The sequence below is a fragment of the Oleiphilus sp. HI0061 genome (assembly GCF_001635675.1).
The window spans coordinates 1-939 of the sequence record NZ_LWFE01000087.1; the positions used below are offsets into that span (position 1 = coordinate 1).

The 939-nt window shown below is 44.9% G+C and carries 1 protein-coding gene; it reads left to right on the forward strand.

What is annotated here, in order from left to right; translation table 11 throughout:
* Positions 1-873, forward strand: an 873-nt coding sequence (locus tag A3735_RS01050; RefSeq protein WP_068637400.1) for a lipase secretion chaperone, incomplete at its 5' end; no start/stop codon positions are given.
* Positions 874-939 lie beyond the last annotated feature (66 nt).

Below are 939 nucleotides of genomic sequence, written 5' to 3' on the forward strand. Positions count from 1 at the left end.
GGTACATTGCCTGACTCGCTTCAAGGGACTCAAATGCAGCAAAGTCTGCAGGTGGATGACCAGGGTAACTTACGTATCTCCAGCGATATCAAAAGAGTGTTTGATTACTTCCTTTCGACCATTGAGGAAGAAGAGTTGGATATCGTGCTGGCTAGAATTGATGAATACTTGAGTTACTATTTGCAGGAGCCTGCACTGACTCAGTCAAAACAGATCTTGGCTCAGTATATCTCACTAAAGCAAGCGCTGTATGACTATGAACTCAGTCGCTCAGAGTCAATTAAAGGCATGATGGAGAGCGGAGAGTTAATGGCCGATAAAGGTCGTTATGTCGCTTTGTTAAGTGAGCAGCTAAATGCTCAGTCAGAAATGCGTGCGCAATATTTGGATGCAGAGGTCTACGAGGCATTTTATGCCTCAGAAGAGGCTTATGATCAATATACTCTGGCTAGACTAAGTGTAGAAGCTGAGGAAGGCTTGAGCGAAGAAGAAAAAGCTCAACGACTAGCGCAAGTCGATGCTCAAGCGCCTTATGACATTATAGAGTCCCGTAGAGAGGCTCGTATCACTGACGAATTAAATGCCCGTGTTGCCAAAATAGAAGAAGAGGGTGGCGGCTATGATGAAGTCAGAGCGGTTAGGGTTGAAATGTTTGGTGTTGAAGCAGCTGAACGTTTCGATACTTTGGATCAGGAGCGCGCTCAATGGCAAGCGCGTATTGATAGTTTTCTGGATCAACGACAAGAAATCCTATTGATAGAAGGCTTGAGTGCTGAAGAGCGTCAGGCTCAAGTTGATACATTACGTGCCAGTCAATTTGACTCACGCGAGCAGATTCGAGTGAAAGTTTACGAGCGCAAAGCTGACGTTTAGCCCATCTATTCATTGAGCACTGAACTAACTTTGTGTAGCATCCTCTGTGTTTTAAACATGTGAGGT